The 25,166-nt window shown below is 63.1% G+C and carries 29 protein-coding genes and 1 other RNA gene; 19 read left to right on the top strand and 11 right to left on the bottom strand.

What is annotated here, in order from left to right; genetic code table 11:
• Nucleotides 1-83: 83 nt before the first annotated feature.
• Both CA260_RS12950 and CA260_RS12945 read right to left on the bottom strand, forming a co-directional pair.
• Nucleotides 84-842, bottom strand: coding sequence for a hypothetical protein (locus CA260_RS12950; protein ID WP_111983505.1), 759 nt, complete (start codon nucleotides 840-842; stop codon nucleotides 84-86).
• Nucleotides 839-1,330 carry an RNA polymerase sigma factor gene (locus CA260_RS12945; protein WP_111983504.1) on the bottom strand — a complete coding sequence of 164 codons (492 nt, stop codon included), beginning with the start codon at nucleotides 1,328-1,330 and terminating at the stop codon, nucleotides 839-841. Before CA260_RS12945 ends, CA260_RS12950 begins: the two co-directional genes overlap by 4 nt.
• Before the next feature lie 120 nt (nucleotides 1,331-1,450).
• Between CA260_RS12945 and CA260_RS12940 the strand changes: the two genes are divergently transcribed.
• Both CA260_RS12940 and CA260_RS12935 read left to right on the top strand, forming a co-directional pair.
• Nucleotides 1,451-2,698 (top strand): S8 family serine peptidase, encoded by a 1,248-nt coding sequence (locus CA260_RS12940; RefSeq protein ID WP_111983503.1) that lies wholly within the window; start codon nucleotides 1,451-1,453, stop codon nucleotides 2,696-2,698.
• Between the two features lie 106 nt (nucleotides 2,699-2,804).
• Nucleotides 2,805-3,722, top strand: a complete 918-nt coding sequence (locus tag CA260_RS12935; RefSeq protein ID WP_111983502.1) for a hypothetical protein — start codon at nucleotides 2,805-2,807, stop codon at nucleotides 3,720-3,722.
• Nucleotides 3,723-3,945: 223 nt separating this feature from the next.
• Here CA260_RS12935 and CA260_RS12930 read toward each other — a convergent pair whose 3' ends face one another.
• Both CA260_RS12930 and frmR read right to left on the bottom strand, forming a co-directional pair.
• The gene (locus tag CA260_RS12930) at nucleotides 3,946-5,055 is read right to left on the bottom strand and encodes an S-(hydroxymethyl)glutathione dehydrogenase/class III alcohol dehydrogenase (protein ID WP_111983501.1); all 1,110 of its coding nucleotides are present in this window, start codon (nucleotides 5,053-5,055) and stop codon (nucleotides 3,946-3,948) included.
• Between the two features lie 56 nt (nucleotides 5,056-5,111).
• Complete coding sequence (frmR, locus tag CA260_RS12925) at nucleotides 5,112-5,387, bottom strand: formaldehyde-responsive transcriptional repressor FrmR (protein ID WP_111983500.1); 276 nt, start codon at nucleotides 5,385-5,387, stop codon at nucleotides 5,112-5,114.
• Between the two features lie 330 nt (nucleotides 5,388-5,717).
• Between frmR and CA260_RS12920 the strand changes: the two genes are divergently transcribed.
• The 9 genes from CA260_RS12920 (at nucleotide 5,718) to CA260_RS12880 (ending at nucleotide 12,785) form a co-directional block, all read left to right on the top strand.
• Nucleotides 5,718-6,665 (top strand): ABC transporter ATP-binding protein, encoded by a 948-nt coding sequence (locus CA260_RS12920; protein ID WP_111983499.1) that lies wholly within the window; start codon nucleotides 5,718-5,720, stop codon nucleotides 6,663-6,665.
• On the top strand, nucleotides 6,662-7,423 hold the full coding sequence (locus CA260_RS12915) for an ABC transporter permease (protein WP_111983498.1): 762 nt from the start codon (nucleotides 6,662-6,664) through the stop codon (nucleotides 7,421-7,423). The genes CA260_RS12920 and CA260_RS12915 overlap by 4 nt, the downstream gene beginning before the upstream one ends.
• A gap of 695 nt (nucleotides 7,424-8,118) precedes the next feature.
• Entirely contained in the window at nucleotides 8,119-8,430 is a 312-nt protein-coding gene (locus CA260_RS12910) for a HigA family addiction module antitoxin (RefSeq protein ID WP_111983497.1), read from the top strand.
• A 121-nt stretch (nucleotides 8,431-8,551) separates the two neighbouring features.
• Nucleotides 8,552-8,908: a hypothetical protein gene (locus CA260_RS12905; RefSeq protein ID WP_146745348.1), complete on the top strand. Its 357-nt coding sequence runs from the start codon at nucleotides 8,552-8,554 to the stop codon at nucleotides 8,906-8,908.
• A 106-nt stretch (nucleotides 8,909-9,014) separates the two neighbouring features.
• Nucleotides 9,015-9,443: a hypothetical protein gene (locus tag CA260_RS12900; protein WP_111983495.1), complete on the top strand. Its 429-nt coding sequence runs from the start codon at nucleotides 9,015-9,017 to the stop codon at nucleotides 9,441-9,443.
• Nucleotides 9,444-9,741: 298 nt separating this feature from the next.
• Nucleotides 9,742-10,224 (top strand): hypothetical protein, encoded by a 483-nt coding sequence (locus CA260_RS12895; protein ID WP_111983494.1) that lies wholly within the window; start codon nucleotides 9,742-9,744, stop codon nucleotides 10,222-10,224.
• A 256-nt stretch (nucleotides 10,225-10,480) separates the two neighbouring features.
• Nucleotides 10,481-10,783, top strand: coding sequence for a hypothetical protein (locus tag CA260_RS20940; protein WP_146745347.1), 303 nt, complete (start codon nucleotides 10,481-10,483; stop codon nucleotides 10,781-10,783).
• Nucleotides 10,784-10,891: 108 nt separating this feature from the next.
• Nucleotides 10,892-11,671 carry a DUF4253 domain-containing protein gene (locus tag CA260_RS12885; protein ID WP_111983492.1) on the top strand — a complete coding sequence of 260 codons (780 nt, stop codon included), beginning with the start codon at nucleotides 10,892-10,894 and terminating at the stop codon, nucleotides 11,669-11,671.
• A 700-nt stretch (nucleotides 11,672-12,371) separates the two neighbouring features.
• The gene (locus CA260_RS12880; protein WP_111983491.1) at nucleotides 12,372-12,785 is read left to right on the top strand and encodes a hypothetical protein; all 414 of its coding nucleotides are present in this window, start codon (nucleotides 12,372-12,374) and stop codon (nucleotides 12,783-12,785) included.
• Nucleotides 12,786-12,937: 152 nt separating this feature from the next.
• Here CA260_RS12880 and CA260_RS21365 read toward each other — a convergent pair whose 3' ends face one another.
• Entirely contained in the window at nucleotides 12,938-13,483 is a 546-nt protein-coding gene (locus CA260_RS21365) for an NIPSNAP family protein (protein ID WP_238149754.1), read from the bottom strand.
• Between CA260_RS21365 and CA260_RS12870 the strand changes: the two genes are divergently transcribed.
• On the top strand, nucleotides 13,482-14,234 hold the full coding sequence (locus tag CA260_RS12870; protein WP_202864094.1) for an ArsR/SmtB family transcription factor: 753 nt from the start codon (nucleotides 13,482-13,484) through the stop codon (nucleotides 14,232-14,234). The genes CA260_RS21365 and CA260_RS12870 overlap by 2 nt on opposite strands.
• An 843-nt stretch (nucleotides 14,235-15,077) precedes the next feature.
• On the opposite strand, the gene CA260_RS21180 is transcribed toward CA260_RS12870, so the two are convergent.
• Together CA260_RS21180 and ssrA are read right to left on the bottom strand one after the other, a co-directional pair.
• Entirely contained in the window at nucleotides 15,078-15,218 is a 141-nt protein-coding gene (locus CA260_RS21180; RefSeq protein WP_172461838.1) for a hypothetical protein, read from the bottom strand.
• Between the two features lie 130 nt (nucleotides 15,219-15,348).
• Nucleotides 15,349-15,701: a transfer-messenger RNA gene (gene ssrA / locus CA260_RS12865) on the bottom strand.
• Nucleotides 15,702-15,808: 107 nt separating this feature from the next.
• Here ssrA and CA260_RS12860 point away from each other — a divergent pair.
• The gene (locus CA260_RS12860; RefSeq protein WP_111983489.1) at nucleotides 15,809-16,321 is read left to right on the top strand and encodes a GNAT family N-acetyltransferase; all 513 of its coding nucleotides are present in this window, start codon (nucleotides 15,809-15,811) and stop codon (nucleotides 16,319-16,321) included.
• Here the strand turns inward: CA260_RS12860 and smpB are convergent.
• Nucleotides 16,313-16,804 (bottom strand): SsrA-binding protein SmpB, encoded by a 492-nt coding sequence (gene smpB / locus CA260_RS12855; RefSeq protein ID WP_111983488.1) that lies wholly within the window; start codon nucleotides 16,802-16,804, stop codon nucleotides 16,313-16,315. The genes CA260_RS12860 and smpB overlap by 9 nt on opposite strands.
• Nucleotides 16,805-16,887: 83 nt before the next feature.
• Between smpB and CA260_RS12850 the strand changes: the two genes are divergently transcribed.
• Both CA260_RS12850 and CA260_RS12845 read left to right on the top strand, forming a co-directional pair.
• Complete coding sequence (locus CA260_RS12850) at nucleotides 16,888-17,319, top strand: type II toxin-antitoxin system RatA family toxin (RefSeq protein ID WP_038617061.1); 432 nt, start codon at nucleotides 16,888-16,890, stop codon at nucleotides 17,317-17,319.
• Nucleotides 17,312-17,593, top strand: coding sequence for an RnfH family protein (locus CA260_RS12845; protein ID WP_111983487.1), 282 nt, complete (start codon nucleotides 17,312-17,314; stop codon nucleotides 17,591-17,593). Before CA260_RS12850 ends, CA260_RS12845 begins: the two co-directional genes overlap by 8 nt.
• Before the next feature lie 15 nt (nucleotides 17,594-17,608).
• Here CA260_RS12845 and CA260_RS12840 read toward each other — a convergent pair whose 3' ends face one another.
• Nucleotides 17,609-18,058, bottom strand: a complete 450-nt coding sequence (locus CA260_RS12840) for an outer membrane protein assembly factor BamE (protein WP_111983486.1) — start codon at nucleotides 18,056-18,058, stop codon at nucleotides 17,609-17,611.
• Nucleotides 18,059-18,135: 77 nt separating this feature from the next.
• Between CA260_RS12840 and fur the strand changes: the two genes are divergently transcribed.
• Nucleotides 18,136-18,549, top strand: a complete 414-nt coding sequence (gene fur, locus CA260_RS12835; protein ID WP_038617064.1) for a ferric iron uptake transcriptional regulator — start codon at nucleotides 18,136-18,138, stop codon at nucleotides 18,547-18,549.
• A 393-nt stretch (nucleotides 18,550-18,942) separates the two neighbouring features.
• Here the strand turns inward: fur and CA260_RS12830 are convergent, their stop codons facing one another.
• Nucleotides 18,943-20,538 carry an MASE1 domain-containing sensor histidine kinase gene (locus CA260_RS12830; RefSeq protein ID WP_111984376.1) on the bottom strand — a complete coding sequence of 532 codons (1,596 nt, stop codon included), beginning with the start codon at nucleotides 20,536-20,538 and terminating at the stop codon, nucleotides 18,943-18,945.
• 69 nt (nucleotides 20,539-20,607) lie between these two features.
• Between CA260_RS12830 and CA260_RS12825 the strand changes: the two genes are divergently transcribed.
• Nucleotides 20,608-21,243: a response regulator transcription factor gene (locus tag CA260_RS12825; protein ID WP_111983485.1), complete on the top strand. Its 636-nt coding sequence runs from the start codon at nucleotides 20,608-20,610 to the stop codon at nucleotides 21,241-21,243.
• 341 nt (nucleotides 21,244-21,584) lie between these two features.
• On the opposite strand, the gene recN is transcribed toward CA260_RS12825, so the two are convergent.
• On the bottom strand, nucleotides 21,585-23,255 hold the full coding sequence (recN, locus tag CA260_RS12820) for a DNA repair protein RecN (protein ID WP_111983484.1): 1,671 nt from the start codon (nucleotides 23,253-23,255) through the stop codon (nucleotides 21,585-21,587).
• Between the two features lie 192 nt (nucleotides 23,256-23,447).
• On the opposite strand from recN, the gene hrcA reads away from it, so the two are divergent.
• Nucleotides 23,448-24,500: a heat-inducible transcriptional repressor HrcA gene (gene hrcA / locus CA260_RS12815; RefSeq protein WP_111983483.1), complete on the top strand. Its 1,053-nt coding sequence runs from the start codon at nucleotides 23,448-23,450 to the stop codon at nucleotides 24,498-24,500.
• Between the two features lie 86 nt (nucleotides 24,501-24,586).
• On the top strand, nucleotides 24,587-25,120 hold the full coding sequence (gene grpE, locus CA260_RS12810) for a nucleotide exchange factor GrpE (protein ID WP_111983482.1): 534 nt from the start codon (nucleotides 24,587-24,589) through the stop codon (nucleotides 25,118-25,120).
• Nucleotides 25,121-25,166 lie beyond the last annotated feature (46 nt).

Raw genomic sequence — 25,166 nt, 5'->3', positions numbered from 1 at the left:
GGTACGAATCAGTACGCATCCACTCCCTGACAGCCGTGTCGACGCTTTCGCATTCGGGCTTCCCGGCGTAGAGACGGCGTGCGCTAACGCCAGCCGGCGTCGCGCGCGGCGCGCTCCTGCGTTGCATCGAAGACACTGCCGTTGAGACGCGCATCGACGGCGGCTTGTACTTCCGGCGTCAGTGAGGTGGCGGCCTGTCGCCATTCTCCACCTTCCGATGACATCGCCGGGCCAAGCACAGCCAAGGCCCAGCCCGAGTCATCATGGCATGCAAGGCCAGCGCGCGATGGTGGCGTGCGTACGACGAAGGTGCGGCAGACGTGCCCGTCGGCGCCGCGGAAACTCAGGCCAATGGCGATAGGGGCACGCGCATCCGGTTCGCTCGCCAAGGCCTGATCGAGCGTGTGGGCGAGGGCGCCCGCCGCATAGGCCTGGCCACTCTGCATGCGCGTCAGCTCGTCATCAGGGCGCCACCACCAGAGGGACATGGCGGCCAGCACGATCGATGCAGCCAAGGCCGCTCCCAGCATCCGTCGGCGACGGGCAGCATGGCGGCGAGCGTTGCCCAGCGTGTCTTTGCTCGCCGATGCAGTCTGCGGTTCGGCCGGATTCGACCCTTTCGATGTTGCGGGGCGAAGCAATGTGGACAGGTGCTCGGGTACCGGTTCTTCCAGCACAGGATCGAACATGGACCGCAGCTGCGCACGCAAGTCGCGCGCACGTTTCACCCGTTCGGCAAGGGCCGCGTCGTGTGCCATTGCGGCGTCCAGCTCCGCTGCACTGGCAGCGTCCAGCTCACCGTCCACGTAGGCCTGCAAGATGTCGTCATCGATCGGATTCATGCTTCTGTCCCAAGATGGGCCTGCAGGGCGGTACGGGCTCGTGCCAGGCGGCTGGTGACTGTCCCCACGGGCACTTCGAGCATGTCGGCCGCTTCGCTGTACGACATGCCTTCAATCAGCACCAAGGCCACGACCTCCCGATGGTCCGGCGGCAGTGCGGCCAGCGCCTTCGCAAGTGCAAGCTTCTGCACGGATGGCGTGTTCGCGTTGTCGGCCACCGCATCGCCCGCTTCTTCGGGCGCGAACAGAGCCTGCGAACGGTGGCGTGCGCGCAGTTCGTCGCGCCATGCATTGCGTGCGATCGCGAACACCCACTTGTCCAGCGCCGCGTCCGGTCGCCATTGTCCGGACCGTGCGAGTGCACGCTCCAGCACGATCTGCACCAGGTCATCGGCGTCGTCCATTTGCCCCGCGAGCGCCCGGGCAAGGCGACGCAGGCGTGGCAATAACGCAATCAAACCTTCGCGCATGGCGTCGCTCGAATTCACACGTCACCTTTCAATACGTCTGGAGGGGTGGATTCCTTCCATGGACGCTTCAACGCGGTTCAAGGGGGTAAAGCGCGGCCATGCTAGCATCCGGCCCCGTTGCCCTGGAGGCCCCTGGCGATGCCTTTGCGCCGTACTTCCCGCTGGTCCGTTCTTGGCTTGTCCGTGGCGTGGATCTTGGCGGCCGCCGCGCCGATACACGCGCAAGTGCTGGGGCCCGCGCAGCGGCTAACGGGTTTGCAGGCGCCTATCAACACCCGCCTGCCGATGCCCCTGCCAAGCGCGAATCTGCAGGGCATCGACAATGTGCTGCAGCGTTCCTTGGCGCTCACACGGACGGTGCAGATCAATGCGCTGCTGCGCAAAGAGGGCAGGCGCGTCGACATGGATCCGCAGGGTGCGCCGATCCTTCGCGGTGAATTTCTCGCCATGAATCTTTCGGGTGCGTCACTCGATGCGGTGTTGGCGCTTGGCTTCAGCAAGGCGCATGAGGTGTCGATCGACGCCGTGCCGGAGCTGAGTTTTGTCGTGCTTCGCGATACCCGCAATCTCCGGGCGGAAGAGGCCATGCGTATCCTGCGACAGGCTGCGCCGGCGGCGACGTTTACGTACCAGCATCTCTATCTGCCAGCAGGCAACAGCGAAGACCCTGCGCAGGCAACGTCGTCGATATCCCCGCCGGAGGAGGTGAGGCGCTTGGGGCTGATCGACGGTGGCGTCGATACGACGAATCCTGCACTGGTGCATGCACACGTCGAGCAACACGGCTGCGGTACGCCAAAGCCTTCGCGACACGGCACGGCCGTCGCCGCACGGCTTGTCGATGGCGAAGCAGGCGAATTGTTTGCAGCCGATCTCTGGTGCGGAGACACGGTCGGCGGTGCCACGTCCCAACTGGTGGAGGCGTTGGCGTGGATGGCAAGCAAGCATGTGCCCGTGATCAACATCAGCTTGGTTGGTCCTGACAACCCGGTACTCGCGCGTGCCATACAGGCCATGCTCGCGCGCGGCCACGTGCTGGTCAGTGCGGCGGGCAACGACGGCCCGGCGGCACCGCCGCTGTTTCCGGCGGCCTATCCGGGTGTGATTGGTGTCGGCGGCGTCGACGCGCGCGGTCGTGTGCTACCCGAGTCTGCCAGCGGCGATCAGGTTGCCTTCTGCGCATCCGGAGTGATCGGTAGCGGGCGTGACACCCTGCGTGGTACGTCGTTTGCTGCGCCCATTGTGGCGCACAAGGCAGCGCATTGGACGGAAGTACCAAGCCCGGGGGCCCCCGCACGGGTACTTCAGCACCTCATCGGAGAAGCTCGCGCGCTCGATCCCTCCGGCCATGATCCGCGCTGCGGCCATGGCGTGCTGTCGCCCTGAACCTGAATGCGGACCAACGGCAGCCCTTGGCGGGGGAAGGATCCGCAAATCGCGAACGTAGAGGACTCTGCAAGCCTGGCATTCGCTTCAGGCAGGAGATCCACACATGCGAAACCAGCTCCACAAGAAGACGCTTTGCATCGCTCTGCGCGCAGGTGCCGTTGCCCTGATCACGGCCGCCACTGCACACGCCCAGGTTCTTGGCGGCGGCATGGGCGGAGGACTCGCCGGCCGAGGCCAGTCCGCCATAGGCCCGGTGGGCGGTCAGATCGGCGGCTCGATGCGCGGCATGGGGAACATGGGCATGCCGGATCTGCATGACGTCCAGCGGCGTGCCGGGGCAGTGCGGCAACGCACGGAGGCAGTCAGTCGATCGGCGACGGATACCGCGACCCGGACATCCCATCCAGTGAATGGTCGTGCGGCTGGCGATGCTGCCGCTGATGTCGCCGTCACAAGTGGCAATGGCACGCACGCTGCGCTCGATGGCGCAGCAGACCCCGCTGCGACGACCGCTGGCGTGCGGCGGTCCATAGGAAATGCCGCGGGACAGGTGATGGACCGTACCGGCTCAGCCGTATCGACGGCCAAACAAGGCGCCAATACCGCAATCGATCGCACGCAGAACGCGTCCAACGGGGCGGCTGTGCTGGCGGGTGTTGCAACTGCGGCCGGCGGCGAGGCGGTCAAGCAGGCCACTGGCAATGCCGTGCAGGCGGCCTCAACGAGCGCGAATGGTCAGGGCATCGCTCAAACGTCGCAGCAAGCGGGAACATCGGCCCAGTCGTCCCAAGCCTCGGGCGATAGTGCAGGCCACGCCGGCAGTTTGATGGGCGCTGGCGTCATCGGCGGCAGCGCGAGTTCCAGCCATGATGCGTCAGGCCGGAACACCTCGGCTGACGCCAATGGCCACACCGCTGTCGACGTTCGTGACAATGGCCCAGGCGATGCGACTGGCGGCGCGTCCGGCTCGACGCAGGCCAGTGGCAACGCAAGCATCGGCGTGACTACGGGGCAGCACTGAGGCTCCGTGCTCGTAAACATGTAAGGGACGCTGCACTTCACAAACGGCTACCGAAGGACACCGGGCGTCCGAGCGCGAGAATCAGCCAGTCGGTCGGGCGGAGCGCAGCATCATCCGTGATGCTGCGCTCTCCATTTACTCGTCGGTGAAGTTGACCACCGAACGCGGTCGCTGGCTCTATTCTTCACCGAGGCATTCGCTGTGCATGAACGGGCAAGCGTTCTCAAAAATGCACCACCGTGCGAATCGACTTGCCCTCATGCATCAGGTCGAAGGCTTCATTGATGTCCGTGAGCGGTTTGGTATGCGTCACGAACGGCGCCAGCTGGATCTTGCCGGCCATGGAGTCTTCCACCATGCCCGGCAGCTGTGAGCGGCCCTTGACGCCGCCGAACGCCGTGCCCATCCAACGGCGGCCAGTAACGAGCTGGAAGGGGCGGGTGGAGATTTCCTGACCTGCGCCCGCCACACCGATGATGATCGACTGGCCCCAGCCACGATGCGCGCATTCGAGCGCGGCGCGCATCACGTTGACGTTGCCGATGCATTCGAAGCTGTGGTCCACGCCCCAGCCGGTCATGTCGACGATGACTTGCTGGATCGGCTTGTCGTAGTCCTTCGGATTCACGACGTCGGTGGCGCCGAACGAGCGCGCCAGGTCGAATTTGCCCGGGTTGGTGTCGATCGCGATGATGCGGCCGGCCTTGGCGAGCTTGGCGCCCTGGATCACGGCCAGACCGATGCCGCCCAGGCCGAACACGGCCACGCTGTCGCCTTCCTGCACCTTGGCCGTGTTCTTCACCGCGCCCAGGCCGGTGGTGACGCCGCAACCCAGCAGGCAGACGTGCTCGGGGTTGGCATCCGGGTGGATCTTGGCGAGCGAGACTTCGGCCACCACCGTGTATTCGCTGAAGGTGGAGCAGCCCATGTAGTGGTAGATCGGCTGGCCGTTGTAGCTGAAACGCGTGGTGCCATCCGGCATCAGGCCCTTGCCCTGCGTGGCGCGCACGGACACGCACAGGTTGGTCTTGCCGCTCTTGCAGAACAGGCATTCGCCGCACTCGGCGGTATAAAGCGGAATGACATGGTCGCCGGGCTTCACGCTGGTCACGCCTTCGCCCACTTCCACCACGATGCCTGCGCCTTCATGGCCGAGCACGGCAGGGAAGATGCCTTCGGGATCGTCGCCCGAAAGCGTGAACGCATCGGTGTGGCAGACGCCGGTGTGGGTGATCTTCATCAGCACTTCGCCCTTGCGCGGCGGTTCCACGTCGATGGTGACGATTTGCAGGGGCTTGCCCGCTTCGAAGGCAACAGCAGCGCGTGATTTCATGGCGATGATCCTGGGCGAATGGTCGGATGGCCGGCGAAACGGCCATCGGGGAAGAGTTAACGGAGATAGGAACGCACGAGGGACACCACCTCTTCGATGGACTTGTCGGGTTTGCCGTTGGCTTGTGCCATGTGGGCAAACGCTTCCCTCAGGTGACTTTCGAGCACGCCGGCCATCAGGCCATTGATCGCCCCGCGCACGGCCGCGATCTGCTGCAGGATGGGGCCGCACTCGGCGCCATGCTCAAGCGCCGTCTCGAGCGCATCCAGCTGGCCGCGAACGCGCCGGACGCGCGTCAATACACGCTTTTTCTCTTCGGCGGTATGCGGCATGTGCGTTCTCCCGATACTAGACGGGGGTATCCTATATACCCCCTCCCAGTATTTCAAGCTGGTGCATGGTCCGTAAAAGTGGCCGCTTTCGATGAGGTCGGGTTGAAACTGCCGGGCGCCGGCTCCATCGCTTGATGCGTCACGTGTGGTCGGAGATCCGAAGTGGACATCCTCGGCAGTGATGCCGTTGTGGATCAGCTGACGACCTCGCTTTGCGATGCCCATGAGTGGCGCATCGATGACACCACGTAGCCAACGCGTGGTTTTAGACACGCCAGCCATGAAGCGTAGACTCCCAACGCTGCGCAACACGCCAGACCAAGGAATGCAATGAGCGAACAGGCCACGACGACGCCCCACGCAGTTTCCATACGAGGCGTCAGCAAGACCTACAACAGCGGCTTTCAGGCACTGAAGCCGATCGACCTCGACATCCGGCAAGGAGAGATCTTCGCGCTCCTCGGCCCCAATGGTGCAGGCAAGACCACGCTGATCAGCATCATCTGCGGCATCGTCAAGCCAAGCTCGGGCGAAGTGAGCGCCGATGGCCATGACGTGTTGCGCGACTATCGCATCACGCGATCAAAGATCGGGCTGGTGCCGCAAGAGCTGTCCACGGATGCCTTCGAAACCGTATGGGCATCGGTAAGGTTCAGCCGCGGCCTGTTCGGTCGTGCCCGCAACGACCAGCACATCGAAAAAGTGTTGCGCGATCTGTCGCTGTGGGACAAGAAAGACTCGAAGATCATGACGCTGTCCGGCGGCATGAAGCGCCGCGTGCTTATCGCCAAGGCGTTGGCGCACGAACCGAGCATCCTGTTCCTGGACGAACCCACGGCCGGCGTGGACGTGGAGCTGCGCCACGACATGTGGGAGATGGTGCGCAAGCTGCGCGAAACCGGTGTCACCATCATCCTGACCACGCATTACATCGAAGAGGCCGAGGAAATGGCCGATCGCGTGGGCGTCATCAACCATGGCGAACTGATCCTCGTCGAGGACAAGCACGTGTTGATGCGCAAGCTGGGCAAGAAGCAGCTTTCCATCAGCCTGCAGACGCCCTTGCAGGCCTTGCCCGAAGGGTTGGGCGACTATGCGCTCGAACTTTCCGAAGACGGCACGACGCTGACCTACACATTCGATGCGCAGAGCGACGACACCGGCATTGCCGTCCTGCTGCGCAAGCTGGGAGAACGAGGCGTGGACTTCAAGGACCTGCACACATTGGAAAGCTCGCTCGAAGACATCTTCGTCAGCCTCGTGCGGGGTGCCCGATGAACATGCCCGCCGTTCGTGCCATCTACCGTTTCGAGATGGCCCGCACCTTTCGCACGCTCACGCAAAGCATTGTGTCGCCGGTGCTGTCGACCTCGCTGTACTTCATCGTGTTCGGCACGGCCATCGGGTCGCGCATGGGTGAAATCGGCGGCACCAGCTACGGTGCCTTCATCATCCCCGGCCTGATCATGCTGTCGCTGCTCAACGAAAGCATTTCCAATGCCTCGTTCGGCATCTACCTGCCCAAATGGTCGGGCACCATCTACGAACTGCTCTCCGCGCCGGTGTCGCCGTTCGAGGCGGTGCTCGGCTATGTCGGTGCGGCCGCGACCAAATCGGTGATGCTGGGCTTGCTGATACTCGTGACTGCACGTTTCTTCGTGCCCTACAGCATCATGCACCCGCTGTGGATGATGGCCTTCCTGCTGCTCACCGCGGTCACCTTCAGCTCGTTCGGCTTCATCATCGGTCTCTGGGCCGATGACTTCCAGAAGCTACAGGTGATCCCGCTGATGGTGGTCACGCCACTGACGTTCCTTGGTGGCGCGTTCTACTCGATCGGCATGCTGCCGCCGTTCTGGCAGAAGGTCGCGCTGTTCAATCCTGTGGTGTATCTGATCAGTGGGTTCCGCTGGAGCTTCTATGGCCATTCCGACGTCAACGTGGTGCTGAGCGCGGGCATGACCATGGCGTTTCTTGTGGTGTGTGCGGTGGCGATCGGCTGGATCTTCCGCACGGGCTACAAGCTGCGCTCGTAGTGCATGCGGCGGGACGGCGCGCGATTTCACCGATGAAATCGCGATGCCGCTCTCGATTCAGGGCGGTACATCCGCCTGCATTTGGCGTTGCGCCTGTCGAGAGATACGCGCAGCGCGACGGACATCCGCCGCTATGTCGCTACGCTGCATGCTGATGGTCGCGCGAGAACAACGCCGACAGGCGTGTTCGCCTGCGCTTGCTACGGTTTCATGGTCGCGCGTGGAATCGCCTAACGATGTCGCGCGTGACCTCGACGGCAAGGTCGAGAAGCGCGGGCCGAGTGAGTAGCAGCTCAACCGACCCGCTGACCATCAACAACTTCAACGGAGTTGATCATGGCTAGCCAGGATCATACGGGACGCATTCGCCCGTCCTTTCCCCTCATCGGCACCCTCACTTCCTGTTCCGCCGGCGCATGGCCGTGGGGCAGGGTGGCTCGCAGTTGCAGGCGTCAGCGCACGCCGACAGCCGCCGTCGGCAACGCAGCCGTCCCATTCGCTCGTCCCGAAGGCTTGATAACAAGCTCGAAATGAGCGTTTTCCACGCCGGGTGACCGCACACGCAGCGCATCCGTCCGCCCGACGCTGCGCTGCACCAAAGCGATCGCTTACATTGACTCCCGGTATTGGCCGACACGGAAGCCTGTAAGGCTGAATCCGTCATCGGGCCGTGCCTGACAGGAAAGGAAGCCCACATGAACCTCATCAAGCTCGATCCCCTGATGGACTTCGACCCATCCGATCCATTACGCAGCCCCGGCGACGTGCTGCTGAACGACCACCTGCGCCCCCGCACCATGACCCTCTCCTGGCTGGCCCGCCGCACCGGCATTTCCGTCTCGTCGCTGCGGCAGATCGCGAGAGGCGAGCGCCGCATCAACGCCGAGTTCGCGCTGCGCCTGGCCTGCGTCATGGACCCTACGCCGGCCTATTGGCTGGTGCTGCAGGCGCGTTATGACCTCACGATAGTGGGGGCGCGACGAGATGGCCGTCGACGATTGACCTGACGCTCAACCCTGGCTTCCACCCGCTCGGCTTGTTCGGTCAGCGCGGAGGGGCTGGCACCCGGGGCGGCCAGGGCGACCCGAGTGGACGGCTAGATGGCCGTCCGTCCGTAGCGGTACTCCCATGCGGTTCGCAGACTTGCCATACTCCGTGCCGGGGATTCAAGGCGTCCCCGCCTTCTTGGCGGGACGGCGCTGGAAAAAAGGGGGGGATATGGGGCTTTGGTCAGTCTTGGCCGTCGGGCAGGATTTCCTGCGTGCCGAAGGCATCGCCGATTTCGAACTCTACGGCGTCGTCGCTGCCTGCGATGCGGATGCCGCGCTCTCAAAGGCCATCGACCTCGCGACACGGCACTGGCCGGAGATCGCGCTGAGCCATCAAACCTCTCATTCCGAAGCGGTCATCCACGCCGAGGCCATCAACGAGGTGGCTTTGGTCAACGGAATGGAGGTGGACGTCGTCGACGTCTCCTGGATGTAGATGCAAGGCCCGCCCTCAAAGGCGGAAAGCTTGGCTTACGCAGTTACGCATTCGTCGATTCCAAACGGTCTTCCAACAGGGGGTAGGGCTTATGCAATCGAAAGGCATGGTATTGGCAACGGTTGGACTCATCATCATCGTGGGTTTCATCGTGCAGCGAAGCTACAGTTCGAGCGTGCGTCCCGACCGAAATCCGGATCCTCAAAAGAACGCATTGCCCGTGAACTCACTGGAGTTCAAACCCATCGATCACAGCAGCTACGACCTGGGCTATCAGTCAGGAAAGTCCGGCGCCAGTCCAACGACTGCCCCCGCCGACTGGGCCAGCTACTGGCTTGGCTACGGCGAGGAGAAGCGCGCCGAAGGCGACACGCCGCCGCGCCCCGGTAGCTTCGCCGACTTGCTGCATGAAGATCAGCGCTGCATCCAGGGTGAAGTGATCACGGTCCGCGACAAGACTTACGCCAAGACCAAGGACGCCTCCGGAGCCACCTTCCTGTGCAACCGGTTCACGGTGCTGCCGCTTGGCCACTAGCGCCGTTGGTGCATACAGCGGGGACGAAGACCTGTTCGGCCCCGCTGAATGCCAGGCCGCTTTCGAGTCGCACGACGGAGGAGGGCCTGATGCTTGACTCGCTATCCCAGGATGACGAATTTGGCGGCTATCCCACCGGGCGCGTTCTCATCCTTATTGCACTGTTCGCGGCTGCTCGACGATGAGAAGAGATCTTCGTGGCAGGGGCATGTCCGCTTCCGACCCTAGCGGACCATTTGAACTCGCTCGCAATAGTCATCCAAAGGGGAAAAGGATGAGGTACGCATTGGTTGCTTCCATGCTTCTGCTTATCAGCCTATCCGGATCGGCCCGATCGGAAGAGTTTGAATTTAGTGGTCTGCGTATCGACTGGCTGGATGGCTATCAACGGATTGATAACCAGGGACAGGTGACGGCGGCTCTGTCCGGGGAGGATGGAGCGGGCGTGCTTGTAAGCGTCTTCAATCCCAAGGCTGGTACTACGCAACTGACGCCTGGGAACAGGATGTACCAACTTGCTGAGATTGACCTCCCAAAGTTGGCCGCTGACCAAGGAAAGGTTGTTATTCCACTGAAGCGATCGGTTCTTGATAACGGCAGTCTCCTCTATTCAACGGCAACCCAAACCGTTAACGATGGCCATGCCGGGTACTACCTTCAATTCATGCTGGTCAGTGGCGGCCGCGTTGCGCTATTTACCGTCGAGGGCGATGGTGACGCGCTGGGAATGTATTCGCGCTTTGCACCTTTGTTCAAAAGCGCATCATGGGAAGTAAACTGATTTTGAGCCTGAGGGTTGCCAATTGAACTGCTATGTCCGCTTCCGACCCACAGCGGACATGTCGATCGCTATGAAATTTTCATCCGGTGGTGCCTTACCTATGCAGAAGTCCGGCTACCTCATTGTCGGTTGCGCAGCTATTTCGATTGTGGCGCTTTGGTCTTCCGTGGACAATTTTCGCGCAAGCCCCTCAAAGCTGATTGACGTCAGTGGCGTCGTAACCAGCATGCGGTGCGAGGAGGGAAGGCGTGGGAACATGGCTTCCGTTGAACTTGAAATCGCCGGTTCGACGGAGGTGTATCCCTATCCCGGCATACTGCCCCGTGCCCGGGAGCTCTGTGACCGAGTGAACATAGGCACTCACGTTGCATTGCGTTATTCGACGCCCGGTGACCCCGAAATCTGGAGTGTCGCCATAGAGGGGCGTTCATTTATCGACACTCAAGAAGCCGAGTCATGGCGACACGTGAACGGCTGGGCGGCAATTGGCGTGGGCGCGTTCTTCCTGATGGGCGGCTTGATGACCTGGCGCCGCTATGGGTTTAACCAACACTTCTGAGCTCGAGTTTGCCTAGGCTACGATCTTGCCGGCGGTGGTAGGTGTCCGCTCCCGACCCAGAGCGGACCTGGCCGAGGGGTAGACAGAGGTCAACCACAGGGGGGAGAGGTGACTAACGACGCGGATCTAAGAGATCGTCGACGCTTCCTGCGATACGTAACACACATCTTTGGGACGGTTCCGTTATTGGGCCGCTGGTCAAGGGCGACGGCTACTGACATCAAGGTCAGTAGAGGGAAGCTGCCCTTCGATTATGAGATCGTGCCAGGCGCAGAAGCGGCCGATCGGATTTCGGCATTGCGCAAGAGAGAATCGTGTGTGCCTGTCGTGCTTGGCGAACCTTCGCGCTTGGCGACGCTGGCGAGCCTACTTCGAAGCAACGGGAGCTTCGATGAGACGAAACGCAAAGGGTTGGCACTTGATGTCGACAAGTGGATCCGAGACAGGCGTGCCAGCGATCCCGATTACTACATTGCTGATGGCCCTCTCACCGGCGTGGAGCTGGTTGAGCCATTAACGTCAGTCCGTGATGTGCTCAGCGGAACCTACCTGCCCAAGGTCGCCATTGCGCTCTGCAGAGTGACCGAACCGTGGGAGGTGGCTGCTGTTCTGCGTCCAGGAGGATGGAACGACTGTCCTGACTCCACGGTACATTTGGCCTTCTTTAAGCGATGGTACGAATTGTACGGTGCAGTGGTCACTTCGATGACTGACGACGTCATTGAGTTCACTGTCGCGCATCCGCCGAAGTCGCCGCAGCAAGCCACGCGGTTGGCGGAGGAACAGTTCGTATATTGCGCGGACATCGTCCACCAAGGCGTAAACAGCATACGGAATCTCGCGGCGATACTAACCTCCGCTAATAACTGGTATTTCTGGTGGGACTAGTGGCTAGAGCCCGCTTTCGACCCGTGACTGACATTTCGAGGGTTGCTTCAAAAGGGGAACTCGTGGGCACTCTTCGGCACCAATGGCGGATTGGGCTGTTTGTAACTGGGCTGGCAATCCTGATAAGTAGTTCATTGGCCTCAACGCCCGACTCGAAAGCGACCGACACTGTAAAAAGGCTCTACCGAGACTATTCATGGGAGGCAACCATGATTGACGGGCCGGACCCTTGGATCGGTGACGCACCAAAACCTGTGCTCGAGCGATATCTCGACAGCGACTTGTCCGCCATTTGGGTTAAGTCCAGGGCCTGCAAGGGAAGTGATTGTGCTGTTGACTGGGTGGGTTACGACCCGCTTTGGGACAGCATGGATCCCACCGGGTTCTGTAACATCAACATAGAAGCCACGGATGATCCGCACGTTGTGAGGGTCGAAATGGATGCCTCGTGCGGACCTACGCCGGCGTGTAAGTCAGAGGCTGAGACACGAGTTCGCCTCACCTATGTTCTGAAGCAGACAACAATGGGATGGCGCATTTCGGATATACAGAGCGAAGTGCATGGCTCGTTAAAGGCCGCCCTTTTGAGGGCGTTAAGTGAACCTTGAGGTGTCCGCTTCCGACCCGTAGCAGACCTTAGGAGCTATGTTGTTCGGTCGTGGACTTTCGGTTTCCGAGGAAGGGACACAGGGGGAACTACATGTGGGCAAATTTTTGGGCGATGCCAAAGCTACTTAGGCTCATGACCGGTCATGCGTTGGCGTGCGTGACCTTCCTTGTCATGTCCGTGGTGCCCAACGATTCCTTCGCTATCGAGGGGCGTCATGTTTCTCAGGCGGAATGGTGGAGCAGCGGTGCGGGCCCATTTGCATCACTTGTCGGGATTTTCGGGCTACTGGCCGGCGTATCACTTCTCAGGAAGGCGAGATGGGCGCGCTTTCTTTATCTAGCATTCGCTACCGTTGGTCTTGTCATCCCCTATCCGGTCATGGGAAACCCAACGCTCGGATTGGTTGGACTCTTACTGGTGGCGGCAGCAGCGGTATATCTGTTCAAGGCCCAGGGTGCCGTCTCGTACTTTGAGCAAGAAATTCCCAGAAAAATTGGCAATTGAAGGGGCGGCTTCCGACCCGGAGCTGACTTCCAGGATGTAATGGGATGGAGTAGGGAAGTGGAAGCGCTAGGACTGTTCGTGAAGCTACTGTCGTTACTTCATCGCCTAGAAGCGGCTTGGACCCATCCCCCAGCCGATGATGCCCGTTCTCTTCACGGTTTCATGGCGGGTATGTCAAACGTCCCGTCCACGACCTCGACGAAGTTCCGTTCTTCCTTGGAGATGAAGCGCTTTTCGTGTGCGAATGCGAAGTTTTTCTGCGCGTCAGGGTCTTGCCGCAATCGTTCCTGGTATGTTTCGTACGCGCTCAGGCTCTCGAGTGCGATCAGTCCCCAGCCGACATAATTGGTGCCTTGCCACGGCAGGAAGTAGCCGACCAGATGACCGCCGCACCGGGGAATGATGCGGCCCCATTGTTCAGCGTAGTGCTTGAAAGCGTCGCGTTGAAAGGGATCGATCTCGTAGCGGATGATGCAAAGCATGGTCATGGGAACGCTCCCCGGTGTGCGTCGCGAAGGGAATCCGACTTGCGGTTGGGTTGGTCCGGCAAACGCGTCGAAGCCGGAAGATGCGGCAATGCAGAAGGCCGCCAGCGCGGCGGTTCCTGAAAGAAATCTGCGACGCTTCATGTCATGCGCCACGGAAAGCGGTGACGAATGGGCTTGTTGGTCGCTGTCGACTTGATCTTCGGTTTTCATGCCGAAGATGTTCTCGCTACTTCAAACCCTACACTTCGCTGACGATCAAACTATGGAAGCAGAGCACCCCGAGGCAGCAGTCTCCGAAATGGCCGCGGCGATCGCGGAGCCGGCGCGAACGCGCATGCTATGCGCACTACTGGATGGCCGCGCGCGAACCAGTACCGAGCTCGCACTGGTTGCCGGGGTCAATCCGTCCACGGCCAGCGTCCATCTGGCCAAATTGCGCGAGCGCCGTCTGGTGTTGATGCATGTGCAAGGCAGGCACCGCTACTACAGTCTGCACGATCATCAGGTTGCCGCTGCCATAGAGGCGCTTACGGTGATCGCGGGCGGACCGATAGGGACGTTTGAGCCCAATACCCCGGAGCGCATGCGCGCTGCGCGCACATGCTATGACCATATGGCTGGCGCCTTGGGCGTCGCGCTGCGTGACCGTTTGCGGGCGATGGGCTGGTTGTCGGACGTACATGGCAGCAAGGGTCTCTACGACCTTACTGTTGAAGGAACAGATGAGTTGTCAAAGTTGGGCATGGACGTTTCCGCCGCGCGCGCGCAGCGGCGCCGTTTCGCGTGCGACTGTTTGGACTGGAGCGAACGGAGGCCGCATCTTGCCGGAGCAGTCGGCGCCGGTCTGTTGAGCATTGCCTTGCAGCGCAAATGGGTGGTCAAGGACTTCGAGAGTCGTGTCCTGTCCGTAACCAAGATCGGTCTGCGTGAAATGCGCAGGCGATTCGACCTCGTGCTGTGAAGTATTTCCGAGCATGGGTCGGGACAGCAGGTGCGTTGTAGCCATTGCGGTCGGAAACCTTTTGACTTGCGGTCAACCGGGCCTGACCTGGACGCAGGCTGATTGTTGCAACCTCAAGGGTGTCCGCTTCCGAGGGTTTCATCCCGCGCTTGCAAAGACTGCGGACAACGAGAAGAGAGACCAGGCTGGAGGGCGTTCAACGAGCCTCTCCTCCTATAAGTCGTAGGCCGCGCCAAGCCGATGCACCGCACTTCAAACGGTGGGCGTTACGAATACACTACGTTCCACATCGATCAAAAGACGGCCTTCGCATGGACAAGCCAGCTCAAGCAGAAGAGAGCCGCGGGTCGCTCTGGGCCGGAGTCACTCGTGCCGCACGATGGCTCGTTCTTGCCGCATTGGACGTCGTGTCGTTGATCATTGCCCTGGCGATACTGTTTTCACTGAGACTCACCTGGTAACCGTTCGTTGGCGCCCGCTTCTTTGACGCGAGGCGGAGCCTCGCGCAGAGAGAAGAGGGGCTCGCCTCAACCGCCCTCGCGGCTTCGCCAGCGTCATGTTCCCGGTGCCTGCTTCCCTGCTGCCCGAACCGGCCGGCGCTCTGCGTTGGTTGGCGTTGGTAATCATCGTCTCGCTGATCGCTTGCGCATGGTCGGCGCGGCAAGCCATGCGACTGTCGGTGGTGAGGGCGCTGCAATACGAGTGATGAGTGCGTCATCGATGCCATTGCTGCGGAGCCATTCGCTCTCGTTCGTCCAGCTCAGGCCAACGGAAGAGTGCGCGGACGAGGCACGCTGATCTCGTTCGCCGGGCGCGGAGAGCGTGTGCCGCACGGGTGGTGGGTTAGCGCGGCAATTCCACCGACGTGCCATGCCCGCTCGAGAGCCCCCGTCGTCGCAGATCGTTCTCGTGGCGCTGCCACCAGACAAGCAAGGCAACGAGTATGACGATGCCGGCGATGGCAATGAGACGAGTGGGCTTCAAGCGATAGGTCTCCTGAGCGGCTCGACTAATGGTAACGCGCGTCGCCAGGCGGCTCTCGTGAACGAGCGGGCATGTTCGCTCTACGCCCAGGAAAAAAGCCCGGCGATTTCTCGCCGGGCTTTCTCTTTGATGGTGGAGGTGGCGGGAGTCGAACCCGCGTCCGAAGGCGTTTGACGCCCGGTACTACATGCTTAGCTCGCTGTTGGATCTCGTCCCGCGACAGCACAGCGTGCAAAGCGCATCGAAGGACCAGCCTGCTTGATTTAACCCTTGCCGACAGGCGGCGGCTTCGGGCGATCTCGTGATAATGACCCTACATCCACGAGCACGAGCACAAGTGGGTTCGGGGCTAGGCCTTAAGCGGCCAGAGCGTAGTTGTCGTCGTTGGCAACTATGAGTTTTGCCGCTGGATTAACGAGGAAAGCTGCCCCCTCGGCATGCACCAAGCCATCTCACTACCCCCGTCGAAGCCATGACACCCCCGGGGAAACTGATGCTGGTCAGTCAGTATATGGAGGCGGGAGGGCTTTCATCAAGGCGGTAGATCAAGGCTATCGTGTGGCGCCGACCACCACCGGAAGGGAAGGGCCATGCTGCGAGTTCGCCAGGCTGGGCTGTCCGATGCAGGTGTGCTGACTCAGTTGCGTTGCGCGTTTCTGGAACAGGAGCTTCATCAGGAACTGCCGGCGGGCTTTGCCGACGATTTGCATGGCTGGATCGAGGAGGCGGTTCCCGAGGGGCGCCTGCTGTTCTGGCTGGCGGAGGTGGATGGGCGGGCGGCGGGGTGCGTCGCGGTGCATCCGTATACGCATCTCCCTTCGGCCTACTTCCGCCGTGGCCTGGGCTGGTATGTGCTCAACATGTATGTGAAGCCGACCCATCGCCGCCAGGGCATCGCCAATGCATTGTTGGCCGCGGTTGGGGCTGCCGCGCGGGAGCACGAGGTGGATTCGATGAACCTGCATTCCACCGCCGCGGCCCACAAGATGTATGAGCGCTTCGGCTTCGGCACGTCGGTGGACGCCATGAACATGACGCTGCACGAGGACGTGGTGGGGCTCTCCGAGGGAGAGCCCGGCATGCGTTGGGGCAAATCAGGCTGAGCGGTTGTGCGCGCGCATGGTGCGCTGCTTTTCGCGCTGCCAGTCGCGTTCCTTTTCCGTCTCGCGCTTGTCATGGGCCTGCTTGCCCTTGGCCAGGCCCAGCTCGACCTTTACCTTGTTGCCTTTCCAGTACATGGCCGTGGGGATGAGGGTGTAGCCCTTGCGTTCGACGGCGCCGATCAGCGTGTCGATTTCCGCGCGATGCAGCAGCAGCTTGCGCGTGCGGCGATCGTTGGCGATCACATGCGTGGACGCGCTGATCAGCGGCGGGATGGAAGTGCCCACCAGCTGGATCTCGTTGGCGATGACCATGGCGTAGCTGTCGCCGAAGTTGATGCGGCCGGCGCGCAGCGACTTCACCTCCCAGCCCTGCAGCTCGATGCCGGCCTCGAAGCGCTGGTCGATGTGGTACTCGTGGCGGGCGCGCTTGTTGAGCGCGATCGTTCCGCCGCCTTGCTTGTCTTTGTCCTTAGCCTTGGCCATGTCCGTTAAACTTCGGGCTGTTTGCCCTGACTTGCGATCCGGCCACACAGGCGTGGATCTGATGAATTCGATAAGAGGCTGATGTGATCGAGATCCGCCGCAGCGCCCTGGTGCGATATTCGCCGGCCCAGATGTTCGACCTGGTGAACGAGGTCGAAGCATACCCAAAGCGCTTCCCCTGGTGTGTTGGCGCCGAGATCCTCGAGCGCGGCGATGATGTGCTGGTCGCGCGGCTGGATCTCAAGTACGCCGGTTTTCGCCAGAGCTTCACCACCCGCAATACCACGGTGCGTCCGCAGCGCCTGCACATGAGCCTGGTGGACGGGCCGTTCCGCAGCCTCGATGGGCTGTTCGAGTTCATTGCACTGGGCGAGGCCGGCTGCAAGATCTCTTTCGCGCTGGATTTCGACTATGCCGGCAAGCTCGGCGGTACGGCGCTCAAGCTGGGTTTCCAGGGGCTGGCTGGTCGCATGGTCGACGACTTCTGCCGCGAGGCGGAGCGCACCTATGGCTGAGTCGCTCCACGTCGAAGTGGTCTACGCCGGGCCATCGCAGCAGGTCGTGCGTCGCGTGAGCTTGCCCGCGGGCAGCACGGTGATGCAGGCGATCGAGGCTTCAGGATTGGCCAGGGACGTTCCGGGGCTGGTCGTGGACCCGGCGAGGCTGGGCATCTTTTCCCGCAAGGCTGCGCCGGATCAGGTGCTGGGCGAAGGCGACCGCGTGGAAATCTACCGGCCGCTTACGCTCGATCCGAAGGAAGCACGCCGGCGTCGCGCCCACGAGGGCTGACGCCGGCGCATGGCCTCAGTGGCCCTGGTCGCCGCCGTCCTTGCCTTCAGGCGGCGGCGTGCTGCCGGTGTTCTTGTCACCCTTGGTTTCGTCGACTGGATAGCTGGCGTGGTATTTCTTGGTGTCGTTCACCAGCTTCTGCGCGTCTTCGGCGAAGAAGTCGCCGTCGGTGCGCACCAGCGAGTCGTTGTTGAAGGTGAGCGTGAGCGTGCGGATCTTGATTTCGCCACCGCGGTGCTGCTGGGTGGAGACGTAATTCCACTGGTTCTGGTTGAACGGCGAGTTCACCGATGGCGAACCCATCAGTACCAGCACCTGGCGCTTGGTCATGCCCGGCTGCAGCTGATCCACGTTCTTCTTGTCGAGCAGGTTGCCCTGCTGCACGTCAGGGGTATAGATGAGACGGCAGCTGGCCAGCGAGACGGCCAGCATGGCGAAACCCAGCGTGCGAATCAGCTTATGCATGCGTGTTGCGTCCGGATCGTAAAGGTGTCGGATGATACACTAACGGCCTCGTGGCGCCGTGGTGCGTGGAGCTTGCTATGGAACAGGAAACCAAAGAACTGCGCAAAGCCGGGTTGAAGGTCACGCATCCCCGCATGCGCATCCTGCAGATCTTCGAGGACGAGGAGGCCCATCACCTCACCGCCGAAGACGTCTACAAGAAGCTGCTCGCCCATCAGGAAGACATCGGCCTGGCCACGGTGTACCGGGTGCTCACCCAGTTCGAGGCCGCCGGCATCGTCGTCAAGCACAATTTCGAAGGCGGGCAGGCCGTCTACGAATTGGACCGCGGCAAGCATCATGACCACATGATCGATGTGGACAGCGGAAAGGTCATCGAGTTCGTCAGCGAGGAGATCGAGCGCCTCCAGCACGAAATCGCGGCGCGCCACGGCTATGTGATCGAAGACCACAGCCTCGTGCTCTACGTACGCCCCAAAAAGGCCAAGTAGGGGTCCGACAGGGCAGGTTCCGAAGCCGGTGGCGGAAACGCCGCCGGCTTTTTTCATGGCCGCCCGTCTGGCATCCCCGGTGAGTCTGGGACGGCCGTTATGTGCTGGCGAGGTGAAAGGGCTGGCGTTCGCCCATAAAAAAAGCCGCGGGAGGACTCCTGTCCGCCCTGCGGCTTGATCCGTTACCGGATGGCCCCTGGAGATGGCGAATTGCTCGCTCAACCCGGTCATGCCACCGATTCCGGCGGAACGGCATCCTGCCGCTCTTCTTGCCCACCGTCCCCACGGTTGGCAAGGCTCACCATCTTGCGATGGTGGCTCCCCCACATCGATGGAGAGAGCCTAACGAAGCCTTCACACGTCCGGTATTGGAAAATTTCCTATGTAACGGTCTTAAGTGCGCGCCACGTCACTGGTTTGCGTGCTGCTTCGCAACAATACGCGCAGGTGTACCCCCTGCGACTCCGGGCGAACGCGGAACAAGCCGCCCAGCGCCGTGACGCGGTCGCGCATGCCTTGCAGGCCGCGGCCGCCGCGGGGCAGGCGCACGGGCAGGCCGACGCCGTTGTCGCGGATATCCAGCAGGGCCAGCGCGGTGCCCTGGCGCTCGCCGATGCGCAGGCGCAGCTGGAACACGTCGGCATGGGCGTGTTTCACCGCGTTGGTGGCGCTTTCCTGCACCAGCCGATAGATCACCGTGCGAGTGTCGTCGTCCAGCAGACGGGGGTCGCCGCGCAGCTCGGTGCGGTAGGCGACGCCTGCGGCGTTGAGCAGGTCGCGGATCGGGCCTTCGTCCAGCGCGCGCAGCAGGCCGAATTCGTCCAGGACGGCGGGACGCAGGTCGTCCAGCAGCCGGTGCAGGGCGCGCCGCATATGGCCCAGGATCGCGTTGATGGAGACCCCGATGTCGTCCATGCCGGCCTGCGCGAGGCGCGACTGGGCCAGCTTGAGGTGGGTCTGGATGGCGGTGAGGTTCTGGCCCAGCTCGTCGTGGAGCTCCGCGGCCATATGGCGGCGCTGGTTTTCCTCCGCCTGCAGGTTGCCGCGGGCGGCATCCCTCAGCTGGCGGGCGAGGTGGTCCAGGCGACGGTTTACCGCGGCCAGGTAGACATTCTGCTCGGCCACGCGCTCGCTGCTGCGGCGCAGCGCGTCGGTGGCCGAACCGAGCATCAGCGCGCCCGTGCCGGCCACCGCGAGGAACAGCTCGCCGGCGGCACTGGGGATGCCGTGGCCGGAAATATGATCCATGAGGGTCATGCCCAGGCTGGAAATCAGCATGGACAGGCTGGCGCCGCGCCAGCCATGGCGGAACGCGAAGAACAGCACCGGCGCCAGCGACAGCACGCGGGCGAATTGCGGCTGCGGCGCCGCGTGCGAGGACAGCACCATCAGGATCGCCAGGGACGGCACCAGCACCAGCAAGCCGTCCATCAGCAACCGTCCCATGGCCCGCTTGGCCAGGCGGGCGCGCATCAGCATCACCAGCAGGGGCACGACCAGCAGCACGCCGACGTAATTGCCCAGCAGGTCCTGTCCCAGCGCCTGGATCATCAGATCCGAGGTCGGGCTGGCGTGCACCAGCGCCAGCAGGACGGCATCGGTGGCGGTGGTGGCGGCCACGGTGAAGGCGGCCGACAACAGCAGCCGCGCCACGTCTTCCGGATCGCGAAGGCTGGCGTGCAGCTTGGCGCGGCGCATCAGCCAGAGGCAGATCGCCACCACCGTGGGTTCAGGTACCTCGCCTAAGAAAAAGCCCGTCCAGCCCAGCGGCAGGCCATGGATGGCCGCCAGCAGCCCGGTCGCCGCGAACTCCGCACCCAGCAGCCAGGGCCACATGCGCATCGGGGCCAGCAGCAGGGCGCCGAAGCGCAGGCCGTAGGGAAGCATCCAATAGGGTTGCTCGGTGGGCCACAGCAGCAGCCAGAGCAGGAAATAGCCGACGGCAAGCAGGAAACCGGTAGCAGGAAGAACAGAAGATTTCGATGGCATGCAGTCGATGTTACCTGTCGGCGTCACGGGGTATAGGCGGCCATCCTTTCGGCTGCTATACATGCAGGCATGTACAGCATTGTCCTGGTCGATGACCATGCCATCGTACGCGAGGGGTTCAAGAGGCTGATCGAGCTGGAGCCGGATCTGGAGGTCGTTGCGGAATGCCGCAGCGCCGACGATGCGGTGGAGGCGGTTGGCCAGCGTCGACCCGACCTCGTGGCGCTCGATCTCTCGCTGCCCGACGGCAGCGGGCTGCCGTTGATCGAGCACCTGCGCAGCGTGGCGGCGGACACGCGCATCGTGGTGCTGAGCATGCACGACGGCGAACCCTATGTTTCCGAAGCGCTGCGACGTGGCGCCAGCGGGTACGTGACCAAGGGCGTGGCGCCGGAGGAACTGGTGGCCGGCCTGCGTGCAGTGATGCAGGGCGAATGCTTCCTCAGCTCCGACCTGCGCAAGCGCCGCGCCGAACGGCCGAGCGAATCGCGCGACCCCATCCATCGCCTGACCGCCCGCGAACGCGAGGTATTCCTGCTGCTGGCGGCGGGCCGCGCACCCAAGCAGGTCGCCGGCGAACTGGGCATCGGCCAGAAGACCGTCTACATCCACCGCGCCAGCCTGATGGGCAAGCTGGGCGCCGGCTCGGAACTCGACCTGTACCGCATGGCCGCCGAACGTGGCCTGCTGCCGCGCAAGAACTGAGTTATCCAGTTCCACCTGTAGGAGCGCACCCAGTGCGCGACCGCAGCGCATCGCCATGCCCCAGCCGTCGTTTTTCGCTAAGCCCCGTGGCTGGCCAGTGACACTGTAGGAGCGACCCAGTGCGCGACCGCAGCACACCACCGATTTTCAACCCCAACGCCTTGCCATCGAGCCAAGACTACATCCGTGGGAACGCAATCTTTGCGCGACAGCGACTTCGCTTAGAGACGGCATCGTTTCATCGCGATGCCGTGGAGGTGTGAGCGCCGATCGCGCACTGGGTGCGCTCCTACAGGGGAGGCGTGTCACCTCTCTATTCTGCAGGCCTTCCCGAAAGTGCCTTAGGCTTGCGCGCGATCCAGCATCTGCTTCGCATGCGCCTTGGTTTCGCGCGTGATCTCCACGCCGCCGAGCATGCGTGCCAGTTCATCGCGACGTCCGTTCGCATCGAGCTTTTCAATGCGGGTGCGGGTGGACTCGCCGTCGCTCGCCTTGCTCACACGGAGGTGTGCATGGCCTTGCGCAGCAACCTGCGGCAGATGAGTCACGCACAGCACCTGACGTTGGCCACCTAGGGCGCGCAGTTTCTGGCCCACCACTTCGGCGACAGCACCGCCGATGCCCGTGTCCACTTCGTCGAACACCATGGTGCCGATGGTGTCCTTGCCCAGCGTGGCCACTTCGATGGCGAGGCTGATGCGAGCGAGTTCGCCGCCCGATGCCACCTTGCGCAGCGGACGCGGCGGTTGGCCCGGATTGGCGCTGACCAGCAGCTCGCAACGCTCGCGACCCTGCACATCGGGATCGCCTTCGCCGGCAGCTTCCAGCTCGATCACCAGGCGGCCGCCGCTCATGCCGAGTTCGGCCATCAGCGCGCTCACTTCGATGCCCAGGCGCGTCGCGGCTTCCTCGCGCGCGCGGCTCAGCGTGGCGGCATGTTCGTCGTAGCGCTGCTGCAATTGCTGACGCTGGCGGGACAGCTTGTCGACCGCATCTCCGGCGCCTTCCAGCTCGGCAAGTTCGTCGCGCAGCGTCGCCGCCTTGTCGTACAGCTCAACCGTCGACACGCGATGACGGCGCGACAGTTCGTGCAGCCGCGTGAGGTGCGTGTCCACTTCGGAAAAACGCTCCGGATCGAGGTCCACATCCATCGCATAGCGACCCAGGCCGTCGGACGCCTCGGTGAGCTGGATGGACGCGTTGTCCAGCAGCTCCAGCAACGGGGCGAGCCGGTCGTCCAGCGCGGCCAGCTTGCTCATTTCCAGTTGCGCGCGCCCCAGCGCCCGGCGCAGGGCGAATTCGCTGTCGCCATCGATCAGTTCGACCACGCCGCCGGCGCCTTCGGCCAGACGACCTGCATTGGCGAGCCGCTTGTGGCTGGCCTCCAGCTCGACCAGGCCGTCGGCGGGCAGGGCCCACTTCTCCAGTTCGTCCAGCTCGTGGCGCAGCAGTTCGATGCGCTGTTCGCGGTCGTCGCCGCCACTCAATTTACGGATGCGCTGGCCCAGCTCACGCCACTGCGTGGCCAGTTCGCGCACCTGGCTGACCAGGCTCTCGTTGCCGGCGTAGGCATCGAGCAGTTCGAGCTGGTGGGCGCGCGACAGCAGCGCCTGATGCTCGTGCTGGCCATGGATCTCGACCAGCATCGTGGCCAGTTCGCCCAGCTGGCTGGCGTTGGCGGGGCGTCCATTGATCCAGGCGCGCGAGCTGCCCTCGGCGCGGATCACGCGGCGCAGCTGGCAGGTGTCTTCCTCGTCCAGTTCCTCGCGGCGCAGCCACTCACGCGCCTCGGGCAGGTCCGACAGGTCGAATTCGGCGGTGAGCTCGGCGCGATCGCTGCCGGCGCGCACCATGCCGCTGTCGGCGCGGGCGCCGGCCAGCAGCATCAGGGCGTCCACCAGCAGGGACTTGCCCGCGCCGGTTTCGCCGCTGACCACGGTAAGTCCCGGGCCGAAGGCGATCTCGGCTTCTTCGACGACGGCAAAATGACGAACGTAGAGCGAGGTGAGCATGGGCGAGGGCGTGGTGAAGTCGGGGGATTGTAAGGGGCAGGGGGCGGGGAACGGGTAGTAGGGGCGCACGCTCCGGCGACCAGCCGGTGCGGGCATCCGCTTTCGGCACCCCGTTGCCCGCTTCCCCATCCCCTTTCTTGCAAACTTTTCCCTCAGACCTTATTTCTTTGCTGTCTCACGGATTGCTACAGCATGCCCGCCGCCGATCTCGATGCCCGCGCACGCCGCCTGTTGCGCACATTGATTGCCCAATACCTCGCCGACGGCGAGCCCGTGGGGTCGCGCACGCTGTCGCGCTCCTCCGGCCTGGACGTCAGTCCGGCCACCATCCGCAACATCATGGCCGACCTCGAAGACGCCGGCCTGGTCGCCTCGCCGCATACCTCGGCCGGCCGCGTGCCGACGCCCCGTGGCCTGCGCCTGTTCGTGGACAGCCTGATCGAATTGCAGCCGCTGCCGATGGACGAGATGGCCCGCCTGCGCCGCGAACTGCCGCCCGGGCCCACCACCACCCGCGACCTGCTGGGCAATGTCTCGACCCTGCTGTCGGCGATGACCCGCTTCGCCGGCGTGGTCACGGTGCCGCGGCAGGCTGATTTCCCGCTGCGCCATATTGATTTCGTGGCGCTGCCCGATGCCCGCGTGCTGGTGATCCTGGTGTTCTCGGACAACCAGGTGCAGAACCGCATCGTGCAGTTGGCCAAGCCGCTGGACGGCCGCGAACTGGAGCAGGCCGCCAACTACCTCAACAGCCAGTTCGCCGGGCTGCGCCTAGACGACATCCGCGCCCACTTGCTGCGGGAACTGCGCGAGGCCAGCAGCGAGCTGCGTCAGCTGCTGTCGAGCGCGGTCGAGCTGGCGGCGGCCTCGTTCGCGCCCGGGGGCGAGAGCGACGACGTGCTGGTCAGCGGCCAGACCAACCTCATGGGGTATTCGGAGCTGGCCAACCTGGAGCGCCTGCGCGAGCTGTTCGAGGCCTTCCAGAAGAAAAACGAGCTGCTGCAGCTGATGGAGGTCTGTGCCAAGGCCCCTGGTGTTCGTCTGTTCATCGGCGAGGAGTCGGGTTTTGCCGCCCTCGACGGCTGCAGTGTGGTCACCGCCAGCTATGGCGCCCAGGGGCGCGTGCTGGGGGCTGTCGGGGTGATCGGGCCGACCCGGATGGCCTACGAGCGGGTGATCCCGGTGGTCCAGGCCACGGCCGGATTGCTCAGCGACGCCTTGAATCGCGTCGCGACGACCTTATAACGCGCCCGGGAGGCGGGGTTTTACCCGCAGGTAATTGACGGCGGGCGCCAGGGGCGCCGGCCACGGATGAGGCTTGGAGTCATTTCATGCAGAACAACGATCCAACGACGTCGAACGCGGCGCAGGGCGCCGGCGGACAGGGCGAAGCCCCCAACGCCGAACTGGAGGCACTGAAGGCGCGCATCGCGGAGCTGGAAGCCAGCAACGTGGAGCTGCGCGACACCGTGCTGCGCGAGAAGGCCGAGATCGAGAACCAGCGTCGCCGCCTGCATCGCGATGTGGAACAGGCGCGCCGCTTCGCCAACGAGAAGCTGCTGAACGAGCTGCTGCCGGTGTACGACGGACTCGAGCGTGGCCTGCAGGTGGAAGGTGGTGACGTGGCCAGCGTGCGCGAAGGCATCGCCCTCACGCTCAAGTCGTTGCTGAAGATCGCCGAGAACAACGGCCTGGTCCAGGTCGATCCGGTCGGCCAGCCACTGGATCCGGAGAAGCACCACGCGGTGAGCATGGTGGATGCCCCCGGCGCGGCGCCGAACACGGTGGTCAGCGTGCTGCAGAAGGGTTATGTGCTGAATGATCGACTGTTGCGTCCCGCTCTGGTGGCGGTCGCGAAGGAATGACGCCATCGCCGGCGGTTTGGACGCCTGAACGGCGACCCCGTCGGCA

Source organism: Dyella jiangningensis, from assembly GCF_003264855.1.
Lineage (GTDB): Bacteria > Pseudomonadota > Gammaproteobacteria > Xanthomonadales > Rhodanobacteraceae > Dyella > Dyella jiangningensis_C.
This window is presented reverse-complemented; position numbering and strand designations above follow the sequence as displayed.

Coding starts and splice junctions, on each gene's coding strand:
- CA260_RS12845 (WP_111983487.1), top strand. CDS start 17,312: ATGGCTGAGTCGCTCCACGTCGAAGTGGTCTACGCCGGGCCATCGCAG.
- CA260_RS12905 (WP_146745348.1), top strand. CDS start 8,552: ATGCGGTTCGCAGACTTGCCATACTCCGTGCCGGGGATTCAAGGCGTC.
- CA260_RS12950 (WP_111983505.1), bottom strand. CDS start 842: ATGAATCCGATCGATGACGACATCTTGCAGGCCTACGTGGACGGTGAG.
- CA260_RS12880 (WP_111983491.1), top strand. CDS start 12,372: ATGTGGGCAAATTTTTGGGCGATGCCAAAGCTACTTAGGCTCATGACC.
- CA260_RS12870 (WP_202864094.1), top strand. CDS start 13,482: ATGCCGAAGATGTTCTCGCTACTTCAAACCCTACACTTCGCTGACGAT.
- CA260_RS12940 (WP_111983503.1), top strand. CDS start 1,451: ATGCCTTTGCGCCGTACTTCCCGCTGGTCCGTTCTTGGCTTGTCCGTG.
- CA260_RS12825 (WP_111983485.1), top strand. CDS start 20,608: ATGTACAGCATTGTCCTGGTCGATGACCATGCCATCGTACGCGAGGGG.
- CA260_RS12935 (WP_111983502.1), top strand. CDS start 2,805: ATGCGAAACCAGCTCCACAAGAAGACGCTTTGCATCGCTCTGCGCGCA.
- CA260_RS12930 (WP_111983501.1), bottom strand. CDS start 5,055: ATGAAATCACGCGCTGCTGTTGCCTTCGAAGCGGGCAAGCCCCTGCAA.
- CA260_RS12860 (WP_111983489.1), top strand. CDS start 15,809: ATGCTGCGAGTTCGCCAGGCTGGGCTGTCCGATGCAGGTGTGCTGACT.
- grpE (WP_111983482.1), top strand. CDS start 24,587: ATGCAGAACAACGATCCAACGACGTCGAACGCGGCGCAGGGCGCCGGC.
- CA260_RS12900 (WP_111983495.1), top strand. CDS start 9,015: ATGGTATTGGCAACGGTTGGACTCATCATCATCGTGGGTTTCATCGTG.
- recN (WP_111983484.1), bottom strand. CDS start 23,255: ATGCTCACCTCGCTCTACGTTCGTCATTTTGCCGTCGTCGAAGAAGCC.
- hrcA (WP_111983483.1), top strand. CDS start 23,448: ATGCCCGCCGCCGATCTCGATGCCCGCGCACGCCGCCTGTTGCGCACA.
- CA260_RS12840 (WP_111983486.1), bottom strand. CDS start 18,058: ATGCATAAGCTGATTCGCACGCTGGGTTTCGCCATGCTGGCCGTCTCG.
- CA260_RS12830 (WP_111984376.1), bottom strand. CDS start 20,538: ATGCCATCGAAATCTTCTGTTCTTCCTGCTACCGGTTTCCTGCTTGCC.
- smpB (WP_111983488.1), bottom strand. CDS start 16,804: ATGGCCAAGGCTAAGGACAAAGACAAGCAAGGCGGCGGAACGATCGCG.
- CA260_RS12920 (WP_111983499.1), top strand. CDS start 5,718: ATGAGCGAACAGGCCACGACGACGCCCCACGCAGTTTCCATACGAGGC.
- CA260_RS20940 (WP_146745347.1), top strand. CDS start 10,481: ATGGCTTCCGTTGAACTTGAAATCGCCGGTTCGACGGAGGTGTATCCC.
- CA260_RS21365 (WP_238149754.1), bottom strand. CDS start 13,483: ATGAAAACCGAAGATCAAGTCGACAGCGACCAACAAGCCCATTCGTCA.
- CA260_RS12895 (WP_111983494.1), top strand. CDS start 9,742: ATGCTTCTGCTTATCAGCCTATCCGGATCGGCCCGATCGGAAGAGTTT.
- CA260_RS12915 (WP_111983498.1), top strand. CDS start 6,662: ATGAACATGCCCGCCGTTCGTGCCATCTACCGTTTCGAGATGGCCCGC.
- fur (WP_038617064.1), top strand. CDS start 18,136: ATGGAACAGGAAACCAAAGAACTGCGCAAAGCCGGGTTGAAGGTCACG.
- CA260_RS12910 (WP_111983497.1), top strand. CDS start 8,119: ATGAACCTCATCAAGCTCGATCCCCTGATGGACTTCGACCCATCCGAT.
- frmR (WP_111983500.1), bottom strand. CDS start 5,387: ATGCCGCATACCGCCGAAGAGAAAAAGCGTGTATTGACGCGCGTCCGG.